Origin of the sequence: Streptococcus sp. SV2 (assembly GCF_030440175.1) — a bacterium.
GTDB classification, from domain to species: Bacteria; Bacillota; Bacilli; order Lactobacillales; family Streptococcaceae; genus Streptococcus; species Streptococcus raffinosi.
Genome location: NZ_JAQFJQ010000026.1, coordinates 1 through 22,071, shown reverse-complemented (window position 1 = coordinate 22,071; position 22,071 = coordinate 1). Strand labels below are relative to the sequence as shown.

Annotated in this window: 21 protein-coding genes and 1 riboswitch; of the genes, 2 read left to right on the top strand and 19 right to left on the bottom strand. The window is 40.4% G+C overall.

All coding sequences use genetic code 11. The features are described 5' to 3' along the window. Window positions 1-131 precede the first annotated feature (131 nt). From PCY14_RS09695 to PCY14_RS09605, 19 genes are all read right to left on the bottom strand, one after another. The gene (locus tag PCY14_RS09695) at window positions 132-1,076 is read right to left on the bottom strand and encodes a 3-oxoacyl-[acyl-carrier-protein] synthase III C-terminal domain-containing protein (protein ID WP_008534924.1); all 945 of its coding nucleotides are present in this window, start codon (window positions 1,074-1,076) and stop codon (window positions 132-134) included. 14 nt (window positions 1,077-1,090) lie between these two features. Next, window positions 1,091-2,353 carry a F390 synthetase-related protein gene (locus PCY14_RS09690; protein WP_021151720.1) on the bottom strand — a complete coding sequence of 421 codons (1,263 nt, stop codon included), beginning with the start codon at window positions 2,351-2,353 and terminating at the stop codon, window positions 1,091-1,093. Continuing rightward, complete coding sequence (locus PCY14_RS09685; protein ID WP_164376651.1) at window positions 2,331-3,146, bottom strand: MBL fold metallo-hydrolase; 816 nt, start codon at window positions 3,144-3,146, stop codon at window positions 2,331-2,333. The genes PCY14_RS09690 and PCY14_RS09685 overlap by 23 nt, the downstream gene beginning before the upstream one ends. Next, the gene (locus PCY14_RS09680) at window positions 3,121-4,101 is read right to left on the bottom strand and encodes an NAD(P)-dependent oxidoreductase (RefSeq protein ID WP_301363480.1); all 981 of its coding nucleotides are present in this window, start codon (window positions 4,099-4,101) and stop codon (window positions 3,121-3,123) included. Before PCY14_RS09680 ends, PCY14_RS09685 begins: the two co-directional genes overlap by 26 nt. After that, window positions 4,098-5,372 (bottom strand): glycosyltransferase, encoded by a 1,275-nt coding sequence (locus tag PCY14_RS09675; RefSeq protein ID WP_164376652.1) that lies wholly within the window; start codon window positions 5,370-5,372, stop codon window positions 4,098-4,100. The genes PCY14_RS09680 and PCY14_RS09675 overlap by 4 nt, the downstream gene beginning before the upstream one ends. 138 nt (window positions 5,373-5,510) lie before the next feature. Continuing rightward, on the bottom strand, window positions 5,511-5,996 hold the full coding sequence (locus PCY14_RS09670) for a hypothetical protein (protein ID WP_164376653.1): 486 nt from the start codon (window positions 5,994-5,996) through the stop codon (window positions 5,511-5,513). Between the two features lie 3 nt (window positions 5,997-5,999). Then, window positions 6,000-7,355, bottom strand: coding sequence for a J domain-containing protein (locus PCY14_RS09665; RefSeq protein WP_164376654.1), 1,356 nt, complete (start codon window positions 7,353-7,355; stop codon window positions 6,000-6,002). A gap of 10 nt (window positions 7,356-7,365) precedes the next feature. Then, window positions 7,366-9,135, bottom strand: coding sequence for an Hsp70 family protein (locus tag PCY14_RS09660; protein WP_164376655.1), 1,770 nt, complete (start codon window positions 9,133-9,135; stop codon window positions 7,366-7,368). A 351-nt stretch (window positions 9,136-9,486) separates the two neighbouring features. Further along, window positions 9,487-10,422: a bile acid:sodium symporter family protein gene (locus PCY14_RS09655; RefSeq protein WP_301363479.1), complete on the bottom strand. Its 936-nt coding sequence runs from the start codon at window positions 10,420-10,422 to the stop codon at window positions 9,487-9,489. A gap of 144 nt (window positions 10,423-10,566) precedes the next feature. Next, complete coding sequence (locus PCY14_RS09650) at window positions 10,567-11,016, bottom strand: cytidine deaminase (RefSeq protein WP_301363478.1); 450 nt, start codon at window positions 11,014-11,016, stop codon at window positions 10,567-10,569. 10 nt (window positions 11,017-11,026) lie between these two features. Beyond that, entirely contained in the window at window positions 11,027-11,764 is a 738-nt protein-coding gene (locus tag PCY14_RS09645; RefSeq protein WP_164376517.1) for an ABC transporter permease, read from the bottom strand. Further along, entirely contained in the window at window positions 11,761-12,642 is an 882-nt protein-coding gene (locus tag PCY14_RS09640; protein ID WP_164376522.1) for an ABC transporter ATP-binding protein, read from the bottom strand. The genes PCY14_RS09645 and PCY14_RS09640 overlap by 4 nt, the downstream gene beginning before the upstream one ends. Window positions 12,643-12,712: 70 nt before the next feature. Continuing rightward, the gene (locus PCY14_RS09635; RefSeq protein WP_164376516.1) at window positions 12,713-13,390 is read right to left on the bottom strand and encodes a hypothetical protein; all 678 of its coding nucleotides are present in this window, start codon (window positions 13,388-13,390) and stop codon (window positions 12,713-12,715) included. Between the two features lie 415 nt (window positions 13,391-13,805). After that, complete coding sequence (locus tag PCY14_RS09630; protein ID WP_301363477.1) at window positions 13,806-14,471, bottom strand: hypothetical protein; 666 nt, start codon at window positions 14,469-14,471, stop codon at window positions 13,806-13,808. Between the two features lie 12 nt (window positions 14,472-14,483). Further along, entirely contained in the window at window positions 14,484-14,978 is a 495-nt protein-coding gene (locus PCY14_RS09625) for a YkgJ family cysteine cluster protein (protein ID WP_004182309.1), read from the bottom strand. A gap of 84 nt (window positions 14,979-15,062) precedes the next feature. Further along, on the bottom strand, window positions 15,063-17,063 hold the full coding sequence (locus PCY14_RS09620; protein ID WP_164376515.1) for an ABC transporter permease: 2,001 nt from the start codon (window positions 17,061-17,063) through the stop codon (window positions 15,063-15,065). Between the two features lies 1 nt (window position 17,064). Continuing rightward, the gene (locus tag PCY14_RS09615) at window positions 17,065-17,823 is read right to left on the bottom strand and encodes an ABC transporter ATP-binding protein (RefSeq protein WP_021145108.1); all 759 of its coding nucleotides are present in this window, start codon (window positions 17,821-17,823) and stop codon (window positions 17,065-17,067) included. 141 nt (window positions 17,824-17,964) lie between these two features. Further along, window positions 17,965-18,942, bottom strand: a complete 978-nt coding sequence (locus PCY14_RS09610; protein ID WP_301363476.1) for a sensor histidine kinase — start codon at window positions 18,940-18,942, stop codon at window positions 17,965-17,967. Beyond that, complete coding sequence (locus tag PCY14_RS09605) at window positions 18,932-19,612, bottom strand: response regulator transcription factor (protein ID WP_301363475.1); 681 nt, start codon at window positions 19,610-19,612, stop codon at window positions 18,932-18,934. Before PCY14_RS09605 ends, PCY14_RS09610 begins: the two co-directional genes overlap by 11 nt. Window positions 19,613-19,817: 205 nt before the next feature. Then, a riboswitch (purine riboswitch) is annotated at window positions 19,818-19,913 on the top strand. Between the two features lie 147 nt (window positions 19,914-20,060). Here PCY14_RS09605 and PCY14_RS09600 point away from each other — a divergent pair. Then, the gene (locus PCY14_RS09600; protein ID WP_061652343.1) at window positions 20,061-20,642 is read left to right on the top strand and encodes a xanthine phosphoribosyltransferase; all 582 of its coding nucleotides are present in this window, start codon (window positions 20,061-20,063) and stop codon (window positions 20,640-20,642) included. Beyond that, complete coding sequence (locus PCY14_RS09595; RefSeq protein ID WP_301363474.1) at window positions 20,642-21,910, top strand: nucleobase:cation symporter-2 family protein; 1,269 nt, start codon at window positions 20,642-20,644, stop codon at window positions 21,908-21,910. Before PCY14_RS09600 ends, PCY14_RS09595 begins: the two co-directional genes overlap by 1 nt. The last annotated feature ends 161 nt before the right edge of the window (window positions 21,911-22,071 follow it).

Here is a 22,071-nt window from a genome sequence, read left to right as displayed (position 1 = left end):
GGTTTTAGAAACTTTATTAACTTTAGGAAGCGTGTTTTCATCACTCTGAACATACAAAAAGAGAAAACCTATCAGGTTCTCTCTAGATGTTAGCTTTTCGTCACCCACTACAGTTGACAAAGAGCCAGAAATTATAATTTCAAGGCCAACATGTTAACCGTCATACCTGCTGCTGTTCCCAAAAGGTAGACGACATCTCCTTCTTTAACTAAGCCATGATCTAATGAGTAAGCTAAACCAAATGGAACAGATACAGAAACCATATTACCATAGTCAGTAACTATGTTAAGATATTGATCTTCAGCAATACCAAGTTTATCCATTACCAAAGATAAGGCGCGACTAGCTTGATGGGGAATGATGTAGTCCACATCCGCAAGAGCCAAGTGAGTTTTCTCTTGGAATTCTTGAAACATATCAGGAAGCTTATGCGCTGATAAAAGGAGAATCTTCTTGCCCTTCATATCAAACATAAAGTCCGTTTTTGTCTTTTCTGAATATTTTTTAGGATGGTAAGAAGTCAAACCTCCACGGATTTCAGTATCATGAGCACCTTCTGACCAGGTATGTTGTAGACTTGCAATAACCCCTTTGTCTTGAGAACTTGCTTGGAAAATAAAGGCTGCTGCTCCGTCACTAAAGAGTTCAAAACTTTCTTTTTGTTTCGGATTGAGACCCAGACTTCCGACCTCACTAGATACAATCAAGACACGATGGTATTCACCAGCTTCAATCAAGTAGGACATTGTTGATAAAGCTGAGATAAAACTTGTACAAGTCGTATTGATATCCATAGCTGGGATGGCAAGTCCTTTTGCCACGCGCTCATGAATCAAGGCTGCAGTACAAGGAATAGGCTGCACACCAACTGCACTGGCTGAGACAAGACAATCAATGTCTTCAATTTTCAAATTAGCATTTTCAAGAGCTCGTTGGATAGCCACTTCGGCCAAATCCAACTGTGTTTCTTCATCTTCTACAACACGATAACGTGTTTGATTTTTGAATTGTACGGTTTGTTTTGGAAGACAAACTCCATAACCTGCGATTTCAACATGTCTTTTTACTTCTGTCATTGTCATTCATCCTTTCATAAACGCTGAATACGTTTGAGTTTTCGACTGGTATCCCAATGATAATCGGAAAAATGGATTTCCGGAACCTTAAACTGCTTTTGCTGCGCCAAGAGTTGAAACTGAGCTGTGATAGCTTCTTCTACTTGCTCGTCTCGTTGGCTTAGACAGACTTCAACAATCTTCTCTGAATGTTGCTTGACTTGATAGTCTCCAACATTTTCCACAAAGAGAATACAACGCCTGATAAAATCAGGATAGATTGTCACCTGTCCTCCATCCTGACCTTCAAAGTAGAAGATATCATCGGAGCGACCTTCGACCTTGTCAATCCTTGTATAATGAGAACCACATGGACAAGGTTCAGGATTTTCAACCAAGATATCATTAAGTTTGTAACGATAAACAGGTTGACTGCTTCGCTTGAAATCCGTTATCACTGGATAAAATCGATGCTCATCCAGATACTCTTTCTCTACAAAAATGATATCCTCATTGAGGTGAAGATTGCCTGCAGAGCAAGTGCAGGCTAGAAAACCTTCCGTTGCTTGATAAACCTGGTCAATAATGGGGAGCTTAAAAGCACTTGAGATGCGAATTCTATCACTATCCTCTAAAATTTCTGCTACAGAGACAATTTTTTGCGGTGAGATAGACAAGTCTCCTGTTTTAAGACGCTTGCTCAACTCTATCAGCATGGAAGCTGGTGCCACAACAATCGTCGGTTGATAATGATTAAGACGTTCAATATGTTCATCGGTATTTTTGAAAATATCGAAGTATTCTAATCGTATCAATGACGTATTGATAGTCTGGTAGAGTTCATTATCTGCCCTAAGGAAAAAGGCAATTCGGTGGCCAAAAAGATGACTCTTTGGCAACATCTTAGCTAAAATAGCTGCCGCCCACATGCTTCGCTCTTTCTCGGTCGTGATGAAGAGGCCACGATGTCCCGATGTTCCTGAAGATAAACCAACAGCTACTTCACCTTTAAGTTCCGTGAAGTCACGAGTCTTTTCACTCTCAATAGCCAAGGCTAAAGCCTCATCGCGATCGATGCCTTGAGTGTTTAACTCGTTAAAATGCGTCATCATAAAGGTCTTATCCATATGGTCGAAGTCAGTAGGAACACCATTTTTAAAATAAGGAGACTCCCGTTTTAGAAAATCCATATAGTTAGATAATTGCTTTTTCTGATAAGCTTCTAAAGCTGCTCTCGTTTTGAAGTTGTGAAGCCATCTGGTTTGGATAAAGGTTTTAAGAAAGGTTATTTTTTTCATACAAGATACGCTCTATCCTTTCTACAGGGTCATGGCTAACTAGTACTTCCGTCCCATCTTTTAGGATATCCTCCAGTAACTCAGTCCCCTTGATATAATCCGCCATATTATCCTGAACCAAGGACGGAATGAGGTGCATTTGTTTCGTATAAGGTAGCAAATCGACACCCCAGCACAAGTCCGATGCGATAAAAAGACTATAATCTTGAATATAGAGACAAGCCTGGCCCTTGGCATGGCCATCAACAGAGGCTACCAAGATACTTCCATCTCCAAATAAATCATAGGTCGGACGATAAGGAAAAGTTGAGTTTTGTTGATCAGCCTTGATTACTGTTACCTGTTTCTCAAAAGAGGCTGGTAAAAATTCCTTAAAAATCAAATCCTTCAACTTAGGCTTCTGATAAACCTCATAAACCTCCTGAGTCAGAAGGAAGCTCGCATTAGGAAAGAAGCCAGCCCCTCCCAAATGATCAGGATGCAGATGGGAAAGCATAACATAAGTAATGTCATCAGGCCTAATTCCCTTCGCCTTCAACAAGTTTGAAATTTGATCCTTTTCTGTCATCTGCACCGGCGTTCCTAAGCGATACAAGCCATAGCGAAGCTGGGTCTTAATATCGTAGTGATAACCTGTATCATAAAGCAGATAGCCTTTATCTCTGTGTTTGATTAGAAATACACCGGCTGGAAAGGTCATCTTTTTATTCTTGACTTTCTTGAACAAAAGGCCAGTATAGCTAGTACAATATCCCGCAGGAAAATAATCAATGCTTTCGATAATCTTGGACATATTGTTCAATCCCTTCTGAAATCGTTATTTTAGGCCGATAGCCCAAGTCACGCTCTGCCTTGCTAATATCCAAAGTCTGACTATAGCGCAGTAAATAATAGGTATAGCGTGTTAGGGCTGGCTCTCCTTTGAGCTTTAGGCTCTTATAAATAAACTCCAAACTACTTGAAATAGCACACACAAGTGGAGCTGGGATTTTGCGATAGCGGATGGGATAGCCCAAACCTCTCAAGGTTTCTTCAATCAAGTTCCTAAATGCTCTGGGTTCTCCATTGGTAATATTATAAACCTCTCCAGCTGCTTGAGGAGTTTCCAAAGCCAGACGAATAGCCAAAGCAACATTTTCCACACAGGTCATATCCATCAGTTGGCGACCATCACCAATCAAAGGAATACCGATCTTCTGACTAAGATTAAGAACACGTGGCAAAATGCTGGTGTCTCCAATCCCAAAAAGTCCTCGAGGTCGCAATATGACACTAGACACATCAGGATAATCTTTAAATAGTTTTTCTGATGCCAATTTACTTCGAATGTAATTGTTAAGCCTATTTTCCTGAGGGGCATCGCTTTCTTTGATACCAAGCTGGTCTCTAGGCGCTGCATAGATACTTGGAGACGACACATATACCAAGCGCTCGATATTAGCCTCACGGCAAGCTTCAAGGACGTATTTAGTTCCTAAGACATTCGTTTGGTAAAAGTCTTCCCAAGGACCCCAGACTGTTGACAAAGCGCCGGCATGAACGACCATATCCATTTCTTGACAAGCCTTAGTCAAATCCTCTTGGTTTGTCAAATCTCCTTGAATAAAGGTCACAGAGGCATTTACCAGAGACTGGCCAATTGCACGATTACGACCAAAAGCTCTGACTTGATAACCGTGCTCAACCAGTTCTTCCACGACATACTTGCCTAAAAAACCTGTAGCCCCCGTTACTAAAACTTTCTTCATTGTTTTTTCTCCTTGTCTGCCAGCAGGCGAGCAATTTCACCCTCCACTACTTCTGTAGGGTGATATGACTTGGCAGCATGACTTAAAACCTTAAGCTCTGACCAATCTTTCTTAGCCAACAATGTCTCAAAAGCTTTCCCAATTGCCTTGTCATCCTCTCTTTTGGCAGTCAAAGCTACACCTGCCTCAAGGCCACGAATAGCATAGTCATACTGGTCATAATCGTGTGGCAGTATTAGGGATGGCTTGTTATGTATAATACATTGGTAAAAAATACCCGCACCACCATGATGAATGACATAATCCATCTGTGGAATGTACTCTTTGTAGGGAAGATAAGAAACCACTGAAACATTTTTCATTAATTTTTGGCATTGGAATGCTTGCCCACCAAGACCTAAAGTTACAAAAAACTGGCACTCTGGATGAGACTTAGCTAACAGCTTCGTTTGGTAAATTAAATTGTCCTTTGCCCAGTCCAATTGAGTCCCACAGGTCACTAGGACTTTTTTATGATTAGCAAATGAAGACAAATCCAGAGGATAATCCTCACCTCGTTCTACCGAAGCTCCAGAAGGACCCACCCAGAGATAATGTTCTGGGAACCCTTTCTTTATCTCCAACTCTTTCATTCCTATTCCTAAAATAGAATACGGTGAATAGATACTCTCTTGTCCCTTATGGTTGTACATTTTAAAACCATAACGTTTTAATCGATTTCGTAATAAAAAAGTGGCGGAATACTTTAAAAAGCGTGTCATTTTTCTGCCTAGCCATTGTTGAATCAATTGATTGCGATTCTTAGGACTTCCCATTCCTCCGAAGAAACAAGGAGGACCATCCGTCGTTTCAATAGCAAATTGTGTGGCCATTGTCGTTATCCATGGAATCCCCATTTGCTCTGCAACAAGTCCTCCCGACAAGGTTATGAAATCTGCAATCACTAAATCAGGTCGGTTTACTTCCCATTCCGATAGTAATTGATCGGAAGCAAGATTAATAATATCAAGACTAGCTGATAGTTGACGATAAGCAGAAAAAAGGCCCAATTGCTCCTTATTATTAGCCACCCTTTCAAAGTCCGCTTCATGACCTTCGAGTATAGTAACAACCTTAAAGCCTGCTGCCTCAGCTACTGCACGTTTCTGCTGTCCTGTGAATAGACGAATATCATAGCGAGGATTTTTTAATAAAGGCATTAGCAGATTCATGGTTGGATAAAGGTGCCCACTTAATGGAACGATAACCACGTCAATTTTTAGTTTTCCCATAACACTAGCATAGCAAATTTTTTTTGAAAGAACTACTCAAAACCGTATCATGTCAACTATTAGAGTAATTCTATTTTTAATTTTACCCTATTTTTGACAACAAATAAAAAGCCAACCCAAGGGTCAGCTTTTTACAGTCTAATATCGATCAGCGAGTTCATAATAAGTGCGAACGACATGTCCTTTATAATGCACTCTGACTTTCCGTAGCCAAAGGCTATCACCTTTTTCAAGAATATTAAAGTTAGATTGGCTGACGAAAAAGTTACGTTTAGTGTCACCAACCTTAACCACTAGGAAATGATTAGCCCTTGTTCTTGGTGCCTTGGCAATTCTCTTTCCAATGATGACGCCAACAACCTTAGACCGATCCTCGCTATAATAACCCATCTTGGTTAAGACAAAGAGGAGAAATCTATCCGTTAATATCCAGATAATAGCGATAAGCCCAAGCAAAAAAACGATAAAGATTCCCGTCACCAAGCCTAGACTACCACTTTCACGCCCACTTTCAAACCAGAGATGTAAGCCTTTCTGATTTCCAAAATACAAGAGAGCTAGGAAAATACCTGTAAGGAGGAGAGCGAAGACTCTTTCACTATTTCTTAAAATAAAATCTTTCATGTCCTACTCCTTCTCTACCGTAGTGTAGCTACCATTTTCACTCTTGATAGCAATATCTGATGACATGGCAACTAATAAAGTAATTGGACCACGGACTTGGCCGTCACTATCTCTAAGATCCCAATTGCTACCGTCAGTTGTTGTTGCAATCCCCTTGGTCTCTTGGCCATTTTCATAAACCGTCAAAACATAAACTTCTGTCACACCTGGTAGTTCTTGACGTTGTCCTGTCGAGCTATCTTTAATCACAAAGGTTGAACTGGCCTGGTCGTAGACCACCTTTTTAGTGTCAGAAATGGGCTTGTCTGACTTTTTAGCCAAATCAGAAATAGCAGATGCTGCCTTATCTACCGTCCCCTGTGAGACCAGTTCATTTCCTGTAAGGCCTGTAATGACTTGTATCTTCTTAGGTTGCGATTTCAGCATTTCTCGGGTGAAAAAGCCATTGGCTAGGAAAAAGATACCACATACCATAATGAGAAAATAGACGACAATAATCTTTTGCCCTGTTCGGGTGGGCTCGGTCACTTCCGTCACTTGACGTATCGGACGTCCCTGCCAAACATCTTGCTTGTATTTCTTATCCAAGAGGTCACAAAGGTAGGCCTCCAACAATGTGAAATCAAACTCCTTGGCTAACGTTTCAAGCCCTTCCAAGGTCTCATATTTCAGGCCGCCTCTTTCGAGTATAGCGCCTATAGTCATAGTCAAACGGTAGGCAAAATCCTGATCACCTAGCCAGCCCAAATCAGAGCACTGATTGATATAACCATTGAGTTTAGAAATAGTCAGAGGATTGCAAAGAAAATACTCCTCAACAACTTGAAGAAAACTATCCTGATCTTTGATAGCTAAATCTTCTCTAAGAACAGAGTCCTCGCTAGTCCTTGAATGAGGCTCACTTTGATTGAACGTTTCATGAATATCAGATAAGGCTAACTCATCCAACTGTTCCTGTTCTTCCTCAGAGATTACCTGCTGAAAGTCATGTTCTGTCACTTGCTTGTCTTCGACTTCTTCCGTCGCAGAAGCCGTAAGCTCAAGTTCTTCAATACTTTCTTGATCTTGGCTAGACTTGCTAGCATCTGTAGCTTTTTTAAAGGAATCTTCTAGCTGAGAGGCAGATACCAGACCGACCACGCTGCCATCGGCCTGTTTATGGCCTATGACAGCACCCACATCCTCATTTCCAGAATACGATTTTTGCCAGGCAAGGGCCTCTTGATAAGCCTTTTGCAGGCGTTGAAAATTTTCAGGATCATCCTCAGGGTGATAAACCTTACTTTGTTTGGCGTAGGCTCTCTTGATGTCCTTAAGATTATTGGTTGGTTGAATGCCCAAAATCGACCAAAAATTCATGCGTCACCTCCTATCTCCAGAAATTAGGGTCATCAGACCTATCAAAGGGCTCACCAGTCTCCTCATGGTCAGCTTCTTCTTGACGGAAAATATCCAAATCATCTAGTGACAAGATATTTTCAATGCTATCAAGATAAGCTTGGTAGCGTTTCACGATTTCTTTTCGCTTCTTGATATTGTTAATAGCCAACTGATAGCCTTTTTCAAAATCTTCCATTTGCCACAAAAAATGTAATTGCATCTTATAAGGCATTTCCATGACTAAACGATAGGCCCGCTCAGATTGCGTTTTAAAGTCGATCTCAAAGGACAATTGATCAGAGACAAGCTTTATATTTTCCAGATGCTCACTCTTATCGACTTCTTCGATTTTACTTTGACTACCGATACGATACGTTTTAGTCTCGCCTGTTGACCCCAGTTTAACCTCTATATAGAGCATGGAATTAATATCGTAAGTAAAGGTAGTCTCAAAAAACTCTGTCTTAGTCGCAGTTCCAGGAACATCAATAATAAACTCATCCAAAAAGAGATTTGCCTCAGGATCGAGCGATTCTCCCTGGTAAATCATAAAGCGACATTGTTTCTGTCCCCGACTGGCATAATAATATTTGCTTGCAGAGGTCGGAAGGACAGACAGCTTATTAATGACCTTTGAAAAGATATTTTTATCAAAGTCAGAGTCATAGGCACTGATTCCCAATGAGAAAGGACAAATATCTGTAATCACTAAATCTTTGACCTTCTCTTGACGCTCCTTGACTGCCAAGTAAGTCCCCAAACCACGCGCAACCAACTCATCCATATCTTTCAGACGCTTAATAGGAAGATTGAGCAGATTCGTGATATAAGATTGAACCAAAGGCATCATGCTAGACCCACCGACCAAGATAAAGGCATCCAGTTCATGTGCCTTGTAACCACTATCACTCACCGCCCTACCAATAACTTTCTTAACACGGTCAAGAACCGGTTGAATGATGGTCTTAAGCTCTGCCTGATTGTATTGTTTCATGTAATATTGGTCATCATAGGTCAAGGATACCGCAGCCACTTTTTCCTTTTGCAGCTTTAGTTTGCATCGCTCTGCGGATAAGAGGAGACTAGATTTTTGCTTCCTATCTAATTTCTCCAAATCAATCCCTTGCGACTGGCAAAAATCTTCAGCAATAGCCTTATCAAAGTCACTACCACCCAAGAAGTTATCCCCTGCAATGGAAACGATTGAAATCACATTATCAAAGCAATCAACCACAGAAACATCAAGCGTTCCTCCTCCAAAGTCGAAGACAATGAAAGACTCGTCCTTGCCAATCTTATGACAAGAAATGGCTGCCGCAGAAGGCTCGTTAATCAAACGTTCCACCTTAATGCCCAATCGTTGTCCAATAGCCTTGGTGGCTGAACGCTGCTTCTCGTTAAAATAAGCTGGCACACTAATGAGTACCTCATCAACCCTTTCACCTAAATAACTCTCCGCATCAGCTACTAATTGTTTAACCACAAGAGTTGATAAATCCGTTGCCGAAAAGGCTTCCCCATCAAGGTAAAACATTTCATTGGTTCCCATGGAACGTTTAAAGAGTTGGGCCGTATTATCAGGATCAGTCACTAAGCGTTCCTTCGCAATTTTTCCAACTGTCAAGACATCGTCTGACACATGGACAACGCTGGGCGTCAAATATTCTCCAAAACCATTTGGAATCAGCTCAACCTCACCCTCACGATAGGTAACCGCTAGACTATTCGTCGTTCCCAAATCAATACCAATTGTTGCCATAACATTCTCCTAAACTGCTTTTGTCTTTCTATTATAACATAGTCAAGAATCTCCTTTTCAAGTGGTAAATAAACTATTTCAAATGTTCCATGAACTAAGAAAGTCAGCAAAGAATGACAGATGATTCTCTTTGAGAACGAAGTGAGTATAACTGAGACTTTCCGCTGTGATAAAAACCCCTGAAGAACTTAAACTTCAGAGGTTCAGAAATATCGAGACCTTATACTCTAAGCTTAGGTATGGAACTTCTTTGAAGTTCGCTGACGTCCATCATCATCTAAGGACAGTCTCGAAAAAGATTCTTTATAAAAAAATAAAAGCCAACCCAAGGTCAGCTTTTCATTTATCTTTTTAATTATTTTTTGAATGGTTTTTCCACCATGATGAGAGGATAGAACCTGAGATATTGTGCCAAATACTGAAGATGGTTGATGGGATAGCAGCTTGTGGCACGAAATATTTCATAGCAAGGGTTGCCCCAAGACTTGAGTCTTGCATCCCAACTTCGAAAGTAATGGCTTTTTGTTGTGGTTCTTCCAAACCAAGGATTTTTGAAAATCCAAAACCAAGCGCATAACCACAAAGGTTATGAAGCATAACAACTGGGATGACAAGGGCTGTCGCTGCTGTGAAAATATTGGCATGGTTGGCAGAAACAACTGCTCCAACAATCAAGAGGATAGCGGCTTGTGAAATCAAAGGCATAATCTTGATGATGGCATCGATTTTCTTACCAAAAATAGAGTGGATAACCACACCTAAAATAATAGGCACAACAACGATACGCAAGGTACTGAGGAAAAGGTTTTGTGCAGGGACACTCACGTACTGACCAGCCAAGAAGGACAAGAGCGTTGGAATCATAAGTGGTGCCAAGAGAGTTGAAAGGGTTTCGATAGAAACATCCAAGGCAACATCCCCACCTGAAAGGAAGGCCATGACACTAGATGAAGTTCCGCTCGGACAAGACCCAACTAGGATAACACCTGCTGCTGTCGCCCCCTTAAGATGGAAAATCATACAAAGCAACCAAGCCAAGCCAGGCATGATAACATAGTGAGCAACAGTCCCAAGGATGACTGGAATTGGACGCTTAGCAATACGCTTGAAATCCTCAGTAGTCAAAGTAAGCCCCATACCAAAGAGAATCAAACCAAGCAGATAAGCCGTATTGGGAATGACCCAACTACTTGTTGCTGGAAGGGCGTAGTTAAAGACAGCCCAGAGGATAACAGCTACAGTAAACCATTTGCTGAGCCATTTACTAAAAGATACTAGTGACTCCATAATGAAACCTTCTTTCTATTTTCACGATATAGTATAGCACTTTCATTTTGAATTTCAAGGTGTGTTTGGAATTTTCTGAAATTTACTTCAAAAAAAATAAACCCTCGCACTTGAACTGCGAGAGTTTAAAGATTTCTATCACACTTAAGCCTCGTCTTCCGACTTTTCTTCAAACTGCTGAGCCCGTTCTTCTCCCCACCACAGTGGCAACAATTCACCCAAAGTAATGGTTTGACGTGTGTCGTAGTCAACCAGGAACTCTAAATTACGATTATCAGGATGGAGTTCCATTAAAAATTCTCGACAAGCTCCACAAGGCATGCCAGACGGCCCACCATGAGGTGGCTGGTCACGAAAGGCGATAATTCGCTTAACCTTAGTTTGACCAGATTCTTGATACATATTGAAAAGAGCAGCTCTTTCGGCACATAAATGGAAAACACCACACGTCCCTTCCATACAAAAGCCAGTGAAGATTTGTCCATCTTCAGCCTCCACCGCAGCCACGACATGCTTAGCATAGACAAAGTCTGAGACTTCCTGTGGCTGATACAAGGCTTGAGCCTGTTCATACATTTTTTGCCAAATATCCATTTTTTCTCCTTTAAACACGATCACTTTCTCTATGAGACTTGATATAGAGTGCAAGCCCTGTTGCTACTGCCGTATAGGCAAGAATACATAAGAGTGACTGCCATGAAAATGTCCCGTCCTTTGCAAAATGAACGACCAACTCATTGACATGATAATAAGGTGTCCATACAGAAATACTCTGAATCCACTTTGGAAACATGGAAACAGGCATCCACGACCCTCCAAGTATGGCTAAGCCCAGGTAAATGATATTGGCTACAATGGACATGATTTGTTGAGATTTAATCTGAGCAATAAGTAAACCAAAGGCTAGAAAGACCAGACTTGAAAGAAGTAGGAGAACACCTGAACCAATCCAAACGGAAAGCGGCATCTCGACATTTCGGAAATAGGCTCCCACACAAAAGGTCACAATGATAGCGACGATAAAGTTTAGAAGCACACGAAAAATTTTAGAAAGATAATAAGACCAGATACTGATTTTTGAGTGCTCAATATAGGTCAGCCAATGCTCCGTTTGGTCCTCTTGCAACATATAGGGAAAAGTGAACAAGCCAAAGCTAGACATGGAAAAACCAGTCATAGTCAACATATAGGTCTTAAGAAACTCTTTCTGTAACTCTGGAGTCGGACTTGAGACAATACTTGAATAGAGGAGGTAAAAAGCGACAGGCATCCCAATCCCTAAAATAAATATGGGCCAACTACGCCATGTTTTAATCCATTCTATTTTTAGTAATGCTTTCATGACTTGTCCTCCCTTGTTGAATCAAATAGACTATCCAAAAGTGTTTTATTCTGAATCTCAATATCAGAAATCCCACAGCCCAAATCTTCCAAACATTTCCAGATTTTGTCAATATCTTTGGTCATGAAACTAATGACATCCCGCTTTTCAGTAATCTCATAAATGTCTGATAGTCCGTGAACAATACTCACAAAGCTGCTTGGAAGAGTGACCTGCTTCTCTTTCTCTTCATGTCGCATAGCGTATGGCGTGGTATCTCTGATAAGTTTTCCTTGATGGAGGACTAGGATACGGTCAGCCGTATGCTCCACTTCTTCAATGTAATGAGAGGAATAGAGGATAGTTGTCCCAGCTTTTTTCAAATCATTGACAATTTCCCAGAAACGTTGACGAGTGGAAGTATCCATACCCGCTGTCGGTTCATCTAAAAAGAGAATTTTAGGTTTATCAATCAAACAAAGAACAAAAGCCAAAAGACGCCTCTGCCCACCAGAGAGCTTGTCCGCAAACTGCTGGTACTGGTCTTCTTTAAATTGTAGGAGTTCCTGAACCTCTTGATTGGTTAAGGAGTTGTCAGAAATAGTTTGGAAAAAAGCAATCAGTTCACTAACTTTCAAACTATTTGGAATCGTATTTTCCTGAAGGAGAACCGCAATTTGATTTTTGGCTTTGCCAGCCTTGCCTTCGATTAGGACTTGACCACTACTGTGTTTTTTATCACCAAGAATACAGGACATCAAGGTACTTTTACCCGCCCCATTTGGCCCAATCAGAGCAACACAATCTCCTTGATTTATCTCAAAACTAATATCCTCTAAGATTGTCTTTCCCTTAATACTTTTTCCTAGAGAAGAAACCTGAATAACCGCTTCAGTCATACGTGTCATATCCTTTCTTTGGGTGTCGCTTCATGTTAGTGAACAAGATAAGTTCCGTAACAGATAGGCCCTAATACTCTACTGACAACTCGGTACATAAGAGACTTCCTGTCAGATGAAACCTCGTTTCAATCCGATCCAGATTAGATTCACAACGATCCACCTTTACAGATGATAGGGGATGTGAGATTCCAGTGGTGTCCATGACACAACCATGAGGAAGTCGAATATGAACTTCACCAAACTTAGCATCAAGATGAACTGCTACCTGACTTGATGCAAAGCTGGCTTGACTCAAATCCAGCCACAGCTCACCGAAAGCCATATTCATATCAACCGTTTCGACTTCTTGAGAATAGATGCGATACCTATCCTCAGCCATATATGTCTTAACAGAAATATGTGGTCCTTCTTGGTCGTTCTTATTGACCTTATAGTCTTTAGTGAGGCCCTTCTTTTGCCTATTACCATAGAGAAACTCTAAAGCCAAACCTATTAGAAAGATACCGCTAAAGAGATTCCACTGTGCAAAATCGAGGTCTAACAAGTCATGAACATAGGGTGATAAGAAGGCCAAACCAAGAAAAATGAGGAGAGGTCGCCTATTCAAGATACCAAAACAAAAGAAAGCCACGAAGAAGACCAGATTATAATTGACCATGATCCAAAAATCTGGAATAAAGGCACTAGCGATAAAACAAGCTGCTAGTAAAAGCAACAAGAAGGACCGAAGATTAAACCGTTTCATAAGCAGGCTCCTCTCTAGCCAATGATTGCAATTTTCTAATCATTTTCACTACCAGTATAGCATTATTTGTAAACGCATTCAATATCTCTTAGAAGTTAGTGGTAACAAAAAAAGAACTTCCGCTTTTTCAGAATGGAGACAGACTCCTTCAAGGACATCATCAAGTAAGAAGCTCTGTAAATGCATTTGAAATAATTTCTTATTTTGCTAGCAAAGTGAGCATAGACCGAGAATTTCCGCCGTGATAAAAACGCCTAAACTTCTTAAGTTTCAGGTGTTCGGAATTATTGAGACCTTAGACTCAATAATTCGTCATGGAATTTCGAAGAAGGTCGCTTACATCCGTTATCACTTAAGGAAAGTCTCAAAAGAAGGCTTTGTCTTCAAAAAAAGAGCTTTCGCTCTTTCATCATTTTCAATGTTTGACAGTTACTTGTCCAAAGGATACTGAGCCTGTTAGAGAAACTGTAGTGCTTGATAACTCTCGCTCTCCTAGACTATCGTAGCCTTTCACTCCTGCTAGGCTTGTATGAAGCCCGTGTGTATCCACTTGCCAATCCTTGGGCACTCGAATGATAACCTGAGAAAAATTTGCCTGAACCACAATCTGAGGTCGGTCCGTCATAAACTGAGCCTGACGCAAATCCAAGGTCAAACGCCCAAAATCAGCATTGGCATAGACAGTCTCAAGGTTTTGAGAAGTCACCACCTGAACAGATTCTGAAAAAAGACTCTTGGCAAAAATCTCACGTTCACGTCCTTTAGTCACTTTATAAGACATATTTTTCTTAAAACCTGGCTTGCTCAAACGGTCCACCGCAATTCCCAAGATAAGAATCCCTACAAAGAGGGTCCATTCTGAATAGTCCAATCTAAAGAGGTCATGAATATAGGTCGATAGAAAAGCCATCCCCAAGAAAAAGAGAAATTTCCCCTTAGATTGCCAGCTCAAAAGCACAAAAAGCAAGGCCAAAATCAGCTTATAATTAAAGGCCAAATAAAGATCTGGAATAAAGGCTGTCGCGATAAAATAGGCAGCAATGATAAGTAGGGTGATAACACCTGCATTAAAGCGTCTCATAACAGTTCCTTTCTAAATCCTGTCCTTGAGTTTTTCCACAAAAAGGTAGGCTGCTGGACAGAAAAGCGTATTTTTAATAGTCAGATGATTGATCTGATAGATTTTCTTACGATCCGTGTGAGGAAAGGCGGCACAAGCCTTAGGACGGACATCATAGATGTCACAGAGATTATCAGGCCCTAAGAATGGACAAGGCATAGACTTGAAGACCTTGTCACCATCCTCATCTACCTGCAGGTACATCTCCTCGAAAGCAGGTAACTTCATGCGAAAATGCTTAGCAATACGAGTGATATCCTGCTCTGTAAAGTCTGGTCCTAACGTCTTACAACAATTAGCACACTGGACACAATCAATTTCTTGAAAGACTTCATTGTGTACCTGCTGAACAATCTTATCTAAATTTTTAGGGGCTTTCTTCTTGAGTTGTGCTAGAAATTTACGGTGCTCCCCCTGCTTTTGACGTGCCAATTCCTCGTAACGTTTGACATCAATGGTCTGTGACATGTGTTTTCTCCGATGATTTATAATTCTGTCATCTATTATAGCATAAAAAAATAGAGCCTAGTTTGAAGCTAGACTCTAGGTCAGTTACATTGATACGATTCTACGATATGAACGTGAAGTAAGGGCAAAAACCAAGATATAGGCTAGGAAGAATACGCCACAAACAATGATAGTAACCACTAACATAAGACTTGGATTAAGAACTCCAATGATACGCACAATCAAACTGATCATATGATAGGCAAAGGCCAAGTGAATAAAGGCAAAAATCAAGGGGAGGAAGAAGACAGTAAGGACTTGCTTTCCAATGGTTTGCTTGACTTGGAGGTCGTCCAAGCCAATCTTTTGAAGAATAACAAAGCGCTCACGATCCTCATAACCCTCGGAAATCTGTTTATAGTAAATCACGAGAACTGTGCCAAGCATGAAGATGATGGATAGGAAAATGCCGATAAAGAAGGTTCCACCAACAAAGCCATTTACCATGCCTTCTGCATCATATCGGCTATTTGCAGTGAAGTAAGACTTAGGGAGGCCAGTAGTTTGTCCAGCTAACTGTTGCGTTTCTTTATCCGTGAGTTTGTCTAGCAAATCTGAATTTTTCTTGGCTTCATGTGTAGGGTCTTTGACGTTAACACCAACATAAGTAGATTGAGTGGTTGCTGTTCCTTTGATACTTTCTTTAAAATTATCCATATCAGGAACGACAAGGTAGCTATAATCAGAAACTATGGTTGTAAAGATATTAGGTACTTTACCTTTAATAAAGTCATTAAGGCTTTCCTGAATCTGGTAGTTTTGACCATTGATAGAGACACTCTTTTGATCTTTCAATATTTTATTTTTAGTAAATAAGCCAACTTGATTTGAAGTCAGATTGAGGTCTTTACCTGTTAATTGCTTATAAGTTGCTTGTGAGAAGACAAGAAAAACTGACTTTGGTAGAACTTTTCTTTCATTCTCAGAAAAGATGGTTAGCTTGTTTTTTTCTTGTTCTTTGATACCAAAGTAGAGGTAAGTTACTTCCGTTTTTCTATTTACCTGATTTCCCGACTGTGATAAGAAATCATCCATAACCTTTTGTGTACTTGTTACATCTACATTCGTTCCGGTAACTGAGTACTCATGTGGAGCAGCACTGGCCAAATAGTCTTTTTTTCCAGCATAGATACTTGCAGCACCTACAAGCGTCACCAGAACCATACTTGAGAGGATAGCAATGGTAGCAAGCCCAACTGCGTTTTTCTTCATTCGAAAGACAAGGTTGGAAATGGAAATCATATTATTAGGCTTGTAATAGTAGCTTTTCTTCTTTTTCAAGAGTTGCAGAACAACTGTTGTCCCAGCGTTAAAGAGAAGATAAGTCCCTAAAATGACCAGTAAAACAGCTAGGAAAAAACTGATAATAGCCGTTACTGGATTCTGAACAGAAAGAGCAAGATAGTAACCATATCCCATAGTCCCAAGTCCTAAAAGGGTTTGAATAACTAGGAAGCGTCCTTTTTTCTCACCCTTAAGGCCATCTTTAGTTAATTGTAAAGGATTAAGCCGTAGTAATCGGAAACCATTTACCAAAACCAACAAACTAAAAATACAAGCAAAGATGACAAGAACAATAGGAATTGTCATTACTTGAAAGGTCGAAACCAAACCAGTACTTTCTCCGATAATCCTTTGAAGAAAAGCATAAATGAGTTTATCGAATAGCGCCCCTACACCTATACCTAGAAGCAAAGTCACAAAACCCATAATCATCGTTTCTTTTAAAATCATGCTAAAGAGGTGACGTTTCTCTAAGCCTAGCACACTATAGAGACCAAGCTCCTTTGAACGATTTTTCATGACAAAGCTGTTGGCATAAAGAACAATAATCCCAGAGGATAGGGCGACAATCCCAAGTCCCAACCCCAAAACCATCTTGATAGCATCTGCCCCAGGTAAGTCATCCAGATGCGAATTAAGCGTTAAAGATGTAAAAATATAGGTAATGGCAATAACCAGAATAGTTGCCAATGTATACGGATAGTAAAGCTTACGATTTTTTATGAGATTGGACAAAGCCAGTCTATTGGTTAGACGAAACATATTAGTTCACCTCACTTGCCATTGTAGTTAGTGTATCGGAAATTTCTTGGAACATTTGATGTTCAGACTTATCCCCTTTGAAGATTTGATTATAAAGAATACCATCCTTAATAAACAAAACACGCTGCGCACGACTGGCGGCCGCTGTTGAGTGAGTTACCATAAGAATGGTCTGACCACTGGCATTGATTGCATCAAAGACATCCAAGAGAGCTGCTGAAGATTTGGAATCCAGGGCACCTGTTGGCTCATCTGCTAAGAGTATTTCTGGTTTAGTGATGATTGCACGCGCAACCGCAACCCTTTGCTTTTGTCCACCTGAAATTTCATAAGGGTACTTCTCTAGCAAGGGATGAATCCCCAATTGACGACTGATAGCTTCTACTTGTGTCATCATTTGCTTAAGTGGGCGTCGAGAAAGGACCAAAGGTAGTAAGATATTATCTTTAACAGATAGGGTATCCAAAAGGTTGAAATCTTGGAAAACAAACCCTAATTTTTCACGACGAAAACTGGAAGCATCCTTATTTTTAATGGTTGCTGTGTCCGTACCATTAAGATAGACACGCCCTGCTGTTGGTTTATCAAGCATGGCAAGGATGTTGAGCAAGGTTGATTTTCCTGAGCCGGATTCACCCATGATTGCAACATAGTCACCCTTTTCAACTGTGAAATGGATATCTTTAAGGGCTTCAACCTGATTTCCTTTGAAACGTGTTTTATAGATTTTTTTAACATGTTGAACATCTAGTAACGCCATAATAAGCTCCTTTATTTAATAAATTTGGAAGAGATTTTTGGAACCTCTTACTTAACTTCTGATACCATTTTATAGAAAAAGCAAGGTCTCAACCATAACCCTTGCTTTCATTTCTGGTCTTATTTCTTACACTTTTGTAAGTTAGTAATCAATAGCCAACTTCTGCTTTTGAAAATGAATGGAAACGGTGGTTCCTTGACCTACTTGGGAGCTAATACTAATCTCATGTCCAAGCTGATCAGCAATTTTCTTAGAAAGATAGAGACCTAACCCAGACGACTGCTGAGTCAGTCGGCCATTATAACCTGAAAAGCCACGCTCAAAAACCCGTAGAATATCACTATTTTTAATACCAATCCCAGAATCTTTAAGATGAAGCCCGTTATCTTTAAAGTAAATTTCAATACCACCGCTTTTTGTGTACTTCAAACTATTTGACAAGACCTGCTCTATGATAACCAAGAGCCATTTTTCATCTGAAACGACCTTAACATCCAAGTCATGTAGATTAATAGTCAATCCTTTTTGAATAAAGAATAGACTATGCTTTTTAACAACTGCTTTAACCAAGGGTTCTAATGTAACCTGCCTCAACTGCAAATCATCATGAAAATTCTCTAAACGTAAATACTGCAAAACCAAATTGGTGTAAGAATCAATCTTGAATACCTCTTGCTCCAAGAGAGCCCTCGTTTTACTATCCCTAACATCCTGAAGTAATAATTGACTTGCTGCTATTGGTGTCTTGATTTGGTGAACCCAGAGCGTATAGTAGTCCATCAAATCTGTATAGCGCTTGCGCTCCTCCTCAGTCTGAACCATTTGACTCTCCCTAGCATTTTCTAAGGCCTGAGCTAGATAAAACTCTAAAGGACTTAACGGAGTAATTTCTTCATAAAGATAAGCTGCTTTTGACGTTTTGAAGGATCTACTCAGGTCCCAAATAACCATGATAACGCTCACAAATGTCAAAATTGTCAAGGCATAATAAAGAACATCTGCCACCTCTTCAAATAAAAAGGCAAACAAAACCAAGATGAGGCCGTTAAAGATAAACACAAGATAGAAAGGCAGACGTGACCTCACATGGTATTTGATAAATTGTCTTTTATCCATCATGACGCAACCCGTAGCCGACACCTTTCTTGGTTTCGATAAAATCCTTCAAACCTACTGCCTCTAACTTCTTACGTAAACGTGCTACATTGACAGACAGGGTATTATCATCAATAAAGAAGTCACTGTTCCAAAGCTCCTTCATGAGGTCTTCACGACTAACGATATTACCAGCACGCTCGAAAAGAACTTGTAAAATCTGAAATTCATTCTTAGTCAAAGAAACGACTTCTCCCTGATAAACCAAATCCATGGCCTTAAGGTTCAGTATCACACCCCTATATTCCAAGAGACTCTGGTCCTTACCAAACTCATAGGAACGACGTAAAAGCCCTTGAATCTTAGCTAAGAGAACACTTTGGTCAAAGGGTTTGGTCACAAAGTCGTCCCCACCCATATTGATTGCCATAACGATATCCATAGCTTGATCTCTAGAGGATAAGAACATAATAGGTACCTTGGAAACCTTACGAATTTCCTGACACCAATGATAACCGTTAAATAGAGGTAAACCAATATCCATAAGAACTAAGAGAGGCTCCTCTTTAACAAAAATAGATAGGACTTCCATGAAATCTTCAACAAGAACAACTTCATAACCCCATTGTTCTAGCATTTTTTTGACTTGTTGACGGATAACCTCGTCGTCCTCCACTAATAAAATCTTATGCATAACTCTACCTCTTTCATTTCCCACTATTATAACAAAAATGACATAAGAATCCCCCATTCTCAGCAAATCTTACAATAATGTTAGATTAAATTTTCCAACTTTTAAAATAGTGCGTTTTCATAGGAAAAATCCTTTGAGTGTTCAAAGAAAATATAGTATTATAATAGAGTTGATGTTGGTTTATCATCAACCAACGACAGCTTCATCGAACAATGAGAAGATTACTTATTTATGTCACGAATTGGCGTGACGTTTCTACAAGGTGCCGTAACACCTAACAATGAGTAAGTCAGAAAGTCATAAAAAGATTTTACCGTCTTTTTATGATTTTAAAGGCTTGCTTTGCAAGCCTTTTTCTATTATTCGATTGGTTTGATCTTTGTCAGAGTCTCAATAGAATCTGGGAAAATCAAAATACACTTTAGTTATATTTTTTATAGGAGGTAATATGAAATTACTGGAAGACCGCATTCTCAATGATGGGAATGTCCTTGGGGAGAACATCCTCAAAGTTGACTCTTTCCTCACTCACCAAGTGGATTTTGACCTCATGCGTGAGATTGGAAAGGTCTTTGCTGAAAAGTTCAAGGATGCAGGCATCACCAAGGTGGTGACTATCGAGGCATCTGGTATTGCTCCAGCCCTCTATGCTGCTGAGGCCTTGAATGTCCCTATGATTTTTGCGAAGAAGGCTAAAAATATCACCATGAATGAAGGAATCCTCACTGCTGAGGTCTACTCCTTCACTAAGCAGGTGACTAGTACTGTCTCTATCGCAAGCAAGTTCCTCACTCCTGAAGATAAGGTCCTCATCGTTGATGACTTCCTAGCTAACGGCCAAGCTGCCAAAGGCTTGATTCAAATCATCGAAGAAGCTGGTGCACACGTCGAAGCGGTTGGTATCGTTATTGAGAAATCTTTCCAAGATGGTCGTGCCCTTCTGGAAGAAGCTGGCTATCCAGTCGTTTCACTTGCTCGTTTGGATCGTTTTGAAAATGGTCAGGTCGTATTTAAGGAGGCAGACATCTAATGCAAAATAAAGAGAAACACTCGCAGGCAGCGGTCCTAGGACTGCAACACCTACTTGCCATGTACTCGGGATCAATCCTGGTTCCAATCATGATTGCTGGAGCTTTGGGATATTCAGCTCATGAATTAACCTACTTGATTTCAACCGACATTTTCATGTGTGGTGTAGCAACCTTCCTCCAACTTCAACTTAATAAATACTTCGGTATCGGTCTTCCAATTGTTCTTGGGGTTGCCTTCCAGTCAGTAGCACCACTTATTATGATTGGTGAGAAACACGGTAGTGGTGCTATGTTTGGTGCTCTTATCGTTTCAGGGATTTATGTTATCCTCATTTCTGGCGTCTTTTCAAAAGTGGCCAATCTCTTCCCTTCTATCGTTACGGGATCTGTCATCACTACAATTGGTTTGACCCTCATCCCTGTCGCTATCGGAAATATGGGGAATAACGTTGATAAACCAACTGGTCAAAACCTCTTCCTTGCAGCTATCACCGTTCTCATCATCCTTTTGATTAATATTTTCACTAAAGGATTTATCAAATCCATCTCAATCTTGATTGGTTTGATTGTCGGTACTGCTATCGCAGCAAGCATGGGCTTGGTTGACTTCTCACCAGTGGCTGCGGCACCTATTATCCACGTGCCAACGCCATTCTACTTCGGGGTACCTAAGTTTGAGTTGTCATCAATCATTATGATGTGTATTATCGCTACTGTGTCTATGGTTGAATCAACTGGAGTTTACTTGGCCCTCTCTGATATTACCAAAGAACCACTTGATAGCACTCGCCTTCGTAACGGTTACCGCGCTGAAGGTTTGGCTGTTCTCCTTGGTGGACTCTTCAACACCTTCCCATACACTGGTTTTTCACAAAACGTTGGTCTTGTGAAGTTGTCAGGTATTAAGACTCGCTTGCCAATCTACTATGCCGCTGGTTTCCTTGTTCTTCTTGGTCTCCTTCCTAAGTTTGGTGCCTTGGCACAAATCATCCCAAGCCCAGTCCTTGGTGGTGCAATGCTTGTCATGTTCGGTTTTGTTTCTATCCAAGGGATGCAAATTTTGGCGCGTGTTGATTTCGCCAACAACGAACACAACTTCTTGATTGCTGCGGTATCAATCGCTGCAGGGGTTGGTCTTAACGGCAGCAACCTCTTCAACAGCCTACCAAATGCTTTCCAAATGTTCTTCTCAAACGGTATCGTGGTCGCAAGCTTGCTTGCCATTGTCCTCAATGCCATTTTGAACCATAACAAAAAAGAAAAATAAAAACGAATAAACTCCCCTTATAGATTTACTGATCTGAACTGCACCCCAAAAGTTAGACAGAAAAAATCTAACTTTTGAGGTGTTTTTATTATGAAATTAACTTATGAGGACAAGATTCAGATATATATACTGAGAAAACAGGGGAGAAGCTTCAAAGAGCT